This is a genomic window from Chlorobaculum sp. 24CR (assembly GCF_004118635.1).
GTDB lineage: Bacteria > Bacteroidota > Chlorobiia > Chlorobiales > Chlorobiaceae > Chlorobaculum.
In genome coordinates this window covers 1-4,280 of the sequence record NZ_SDGU01000073.1, presented here as the reverse complement: position 1 = coordinate 4,280, position 4,280 = coordinate 1, and the positions used below count along the sequence as shown (strand labels likewise).

The 4,280-nt window shown below is 53.6% G+C and carries 5 protein-coding genes; 3 read left to right on the top strand and 2 right to left on the bottom strand.

What is annotated here, in order from left to right:
- Window positions 1–92: 92 nt before the first annotated feature.
- A complete protein-coding gene (locus tag EST62_RS12250) occupies window positions 93–431 on the top strand; it encodes a PEP-CTERM sorting domain-containing protein (RefSeq protein ID WP_129052357.1) in 339 nt (112 codons plus the stop codon).
- Window positions 432–706: 275 nt separating this feature from the next.
- Here EST62_RS12250 and cydB read toward each other — a convergent pair whose 3' ends face one another.
- Both cydB and EST62_RS12240 read right to left on the bottom strand, forming a co-directional pair.
- Complete coding sequence (gene cydB, locus EST62_RS12245) at window positions 707–1,729, bottom strand: cytochrome d ubiquinol oxidase subunit II (protein WP_129052356.1); 1,023 nt, start codon at window positions 1,727–1,729, stop codon at window positions 707–709.
- Window positions 1,730–1,747: 18 nt separating this feature from the next.
- A complete protein-coding gene (locus EST62_RS12240; RefSeq protein ID WP_129052355.1) occupies window positions 1,748–3,103 on the bottom strand; it encodes a cytochrome ubiquinol oxidase subunit I in 1,356 nt (451 codons plus the stop codon).
- A 526-nt stretch (window positions 3,104–3,629) separates the two neighbouring features.
- Here EST62_RS12240 and EST62_RS12235 point away from each other — a divergent pair.
- Together EST62_RS12235 and EST62_RS12230 are read left to right on the top strand one after the other, a co-directional pair.
- A complete protein-coding gene (locus EST62_RS12235) occupies window positions 3,630–3,839 on the top strand; it encodes a type II toxin-antitoxin system HicB family antitoxin (RefSeq protein WP_129052354.1) in 210 nt (69 codons plus the stop codon).
- A 45-nt stretch (window positions 3,840–3,884) separates the two neighbouring features.
- Complete coding sequence (locus tag EST62_RS12230; protein ID WP_129052353.1) at window positions 3,885–4,190, top strand: hypothetical protein; 306 nt, start codon at window positions 3,885–3,887, stop codon at window positions 4,188–4,190.
- The last annotated feature ends 90 nt before the right edge of the window (window positions 4,191–4,280 follow it).

The window sequence follows — 4,280 nt, the reverse complement described above, 5'->3', positions numbered from 1 at the left end:
GTCAAGGTCGAGAAATTGAGTATAAAAAGTTGCATTCACAGCAGCTCCAACTCTTCTAAATACCTCGAAGCTCTGCTTCGAGGATCCTTTATTTGACTACAGGACACGTCTATGTTTATACGGAACGCGGCCAGACCGCTGCGGTTTTGCAGGGAATATCAGGCGTATCAACGGCTGAAGCTTCCGTGCCTTATACCTGGTATGAAGATAGTACCGGTACCACCTATGATGTGCAGGAGTATTTTGTCACGTCTTTAGCTGGGGGAGATACCATGTCGTTTCAACTGGCAGACGGTCAGGTGAACGCGCTTCAGTTGACACCACTTCCGCCGCATCCCATCCCGGAGCCGAATACCATTGCTCTTCTCGGAATCGGCGGTCTCATAAGCCTTGTCATGCGGAAAAGAGCATTTTTTGTCGGCGAGGCGTAATAAGGTAGTCTCATACTTCTTCTGCGAAGCCCGGCTTTGAGCCGGGTTTCGTTTTTTTGCATACGCGTTCGATTTCGCTACAGGCAAGACTGAATCGCATGGTATCATAATTCTGGCAGTAACAGGTTGACGTACCGCTTTGTCGGGATGGCACTTCCGGAGGGATGAGCGTGCGCAATTGGCGGGAAAGCTGCAAGGGCGGACACTCTGGCCCGCCCTTGCAGAAATGAACATGTGACTGTCTCAAAAGCCGGGAGCGCAGCGCTCCCGGATAATCAGTACTCCAGCTTCGAGTTTTTCGAGACGCGCTGGCGGAAAACCCAGTAGCTCCAGCCCTGGTAGAGCAGCACGATCGGCACGAAGATCGCGGCGACCGTCGTCATGATGCCGAGGGTGTACTCCGACGACGAGGCGTTGTAGATCGTCAGGCTCCAGTCGGGGTTGGTGCTCGATACCAGCACTCGCGGGAAGAGGCCCATGAAGATGGTGATGGTCGAGAAGGCAATCGAAATGGCGGTCATGACGAACGCCCAGCCGGATGCGCCCTTGTTGAGCAGCACGATCACCGACAGCAGCGCCAGTACGCTGAAGATCGGAATCGCGCCGGGGTTGACGCCGAGGCGGGCGAAGAGGTCGGTCTCGACGAAGGTATAAACCGCGAAGACCAGCGAGAGCAAGGTGGCCGGAATCCAGACCTTTTTGGCCAGCCCCATCGCGCGTTCTTGCAGTTCGTCGGTGGTTTTGAGCGTCAGGAACACCGCGCCGTGCAGCGTGAAGATCGTCAGTGAGGCCAGGCCGCAGGCCAGCGCGTAAGGGTTGAGCAGGTTGAAGAAGCCGCCGGTGTAGTTCATCGACTCGTCAATCGGCACGCCACGGATGAAGTTGGCCATCGCCACGCCCCAGAGCAGGGCTGGAATGGCGCTGCCGAAGAAGATGCTCCAGTCCCAGAAGCTGCGCCACGCCGGGTTGTCGCGCTTGCTGCGGTACTCGAACGCGAGGCCGCGAAAGATCAGCGCCACCAGCATGAGCAAGAGCGCCAGGTAGAAGCCGCTGAAAAGCGTGGCGTACCAGTGCGGAAACGCCGCGAAGATCGCGCCGCCAGCCGTGATGAGCCACACTTCGTTACCGTCCCAGAAGGGGCCGATGGTGTTGATCACCGTGCGGCGTTCGAGGTCATCCTTGCCCATGAAGGGGAGCAAAATGCCGACGCCGAAATCGAATCCTTCGAGAATGAAGAATCCGGTGAACAGAACGGCGACCAGAATGAACCAGATTATCTGCATGGTCTGCAAATCCATAGTTGTCTCCTTTTCGGTTTATTCGGCGCCGTGCAGGCCAGCCGTTGCATATTTTTTCAAGAGCAGCACATCGACGAGCGTCAGCGCGCTGTAGATGAGGGTGAACACCACCACCGAGGTGAGCAGTTCAGCGCCGCTGACCACCGAGGCGGGCGTTACCGCCTGTTCGGTTTTGAGCAGCCCGACGACAATCCACGGCTGGCGGCCCATCTCGGTCAGAATCCACCCCGCCGAGTTGGCGATGAAGGGGAGCGTGAACGCCGAGAGCAGCAGTGCTGCGGTGAGCTTGCCGAAGGTGTAGTCCTCGCGGATCACCTTGAAGAGCGCGATCGCGGCGGCCAGCAGCATCAGCGTACCCGCCCCCACCATGAAGCGGAAGCTCCAGTAGGCGGTGATGACCGACGGTATGTAGTTGCCGGGGCCGTATTTCGTGACCGCCCCCTCCTGCAGTTCGCGGATGCCCTTGACCTCGCCGGAGAAGTTGTTGTAGGCCAGGAACGAGAGCATTCCAGGCACGCGGATCGAGAAGACATCCTCCATTTTCTCTTCGTCGCCAATGGTGAAGAGCGAGAAACTCGCCGGGTTTTCGGTTTCCCAGAGCGCTTCGGCGGCGGCCACCTTCATCGGCTGGTTGTGCACCATCTCCTGCATCTGTGTGTGACCGGCCATCGTGACCAGCACGGTGCCGATGAAAGCGTAGATCGCTCCAAACTTGAGCGATGTTTTGAACGCATCCTCGTCCTGGGTTTTCCTGATGAGATGCCACACGCTGACCGCGATCACCAGGAATCCGCCCGTGGTGATGCCGGCGGTGATGACGTGCGGAAACTGCAACCAGACGTAAGGGTTGAAGAGCAGCTCCGAGAAGCTGGTCATTTCAGCCCGCGAGCCGTCAGCGGCCATCTGGAAGCCCACCGGCGACTGCATGAAGGAGTTGGCGACCAGGATCCAGAGCGCCGAAAGGTTCGAGCCGAGAGCGACCAGCCAGATCGAGGCTGCGTGCAGCCCTTTCGGGATGCGATCCCAGCCGAAGACCCAGATGCCGAGAAAGGTCGATTCGAGGAAGAAGGCGAGCAGCGCCTCGATGGCGAGCGGCACGCCGAAGATGTCGCCGACGAAGCGGGAGTATTGCGACCAGTTCATGCCGAACTGGAACTCCATGACGATGCCGGTCACGACGCCGATGGCGAAGTTGATGAGAAACAGGTGTCCCCAGAATTTGGCCAACTGACGGTACTTCTCCTTGCCCGTCCTGACCCACGCGGTTTCCATGATCGCCGTGAAAATGGAGAGTCCGAGGGTAAGGGGAACGAAGAAGAAGTGGAACACCGACGTCAGGGCGAATTGCAAACGCGCGAGAAACAGGGTATCCATAAAGAGCGTTATGTGGTTGATGAATGGTTGATGTTTGGTTGTCGAGAGTGACAACGATGAAGAAACCCCGATCCACGGCGAAAAATTCACCAGCGGCTGTAAATTTTATTTTAACGATTGTTATGGCTGTAAAGGGGGTATATTTATGGGCGGTATTTATATAGAGTCGCCTGTAAGGTTAGCGTGATTTTTGGTTGAGGGGGGATTTGGATTTTGGAGGAAGGCGGGGTGCGGGGACTTTTTTGTGATTTTTCACTGTAGGGGCAGACCTGCGTGTCTGCCCTCTTGGGGCACCGTCGAGCTGAAAATCTGTGGTCGGTTGTGCTCAGACTGACTGAACCGCATGGGGATTTTCTGACGAAATACTACATTGATTCAGAGGAAAAATTTGCCAGATGTGTTGGTGTCGCGTTGAGTGCAGTAAGAGCGGAGTTTGTGGCTTTGCTCAAGCCACTGTTATCGTCTGGTAAAGAAGCGAGGGGCGTTATATGGAAACCATATGCAATTAACACGAGGAAATACTGTTATGAAAAGCTATACGGCAATTGTTGAACGTTGTCCTGATACGGGCATGTATGTAGGCTTAATCCCTGGATTTCAGGGAGCGCATACTCAGGCTGAAAGTCTGGATGAATTAAATCAAAATCTTCGAGAAGTCGTTGAGATGCTGCTTGAGGATGGCGAGCCAAAGCTGGAGTCTGAATTCGTCGGCACGCAAAGCGTTATGGTAGGTTGAGATATGGGACATTTGCCTGTTAATTTAATAAATGAATCTATATGAGTGATGCCAATTATGAGGAGTAACGGTAAGCCACTACAAGATCAATATCCAGGCGATGATGCTGATTTTGCTGAATTATTATTATGGGCAAAAAAGGCACGCAATCGCATAGTGAGAGATATTAAAGAAAAAGATTCTTTGAAATACAAGAACAAAAAGCTTAAGCTACAATTAAAAGACCAACAAATACATTCCAAGAAAATTCGTCAAGAAATAAAGATTTATGAAACAATGTTTAGCTTGGGATTATGGAACTGTATCAAGTCGTGCTGGGAGATGAAAGATAAGGAGGGTGAGCGATTTTAATCTCTATGGGATATATTCCCCGAAGCTCTGCTTCGTTAAAGATAAAAGTGTAATAATTGAGCACATATATTCATAAAAGTCATAATGTAT

Excerpts from the sequence above, each read along its gene's own strand:
- cydB (WP_129052356.1), bottom strand. The coding sequence starts at position 1,729 with ATGGATTTGCAGACCATGCAGATAATCTGGTTCATTCTGGTCGCCGTT.
- EST62_RS12240 (WP_129052355.1), bottom strand. The coding sequence starts at position 3,103 with ATGGATACCCTGTTTCTCGCGCGTTTGCAATTCGCCCTGACGTCGGTG.
- EST62_RS12235 (WP_129052354.1), top strand. The coding sequence starts at position 3,630 with ATGAAAAGCTATACGGCAATTGTTGAACGTTGTCCTGATACGGGCATG.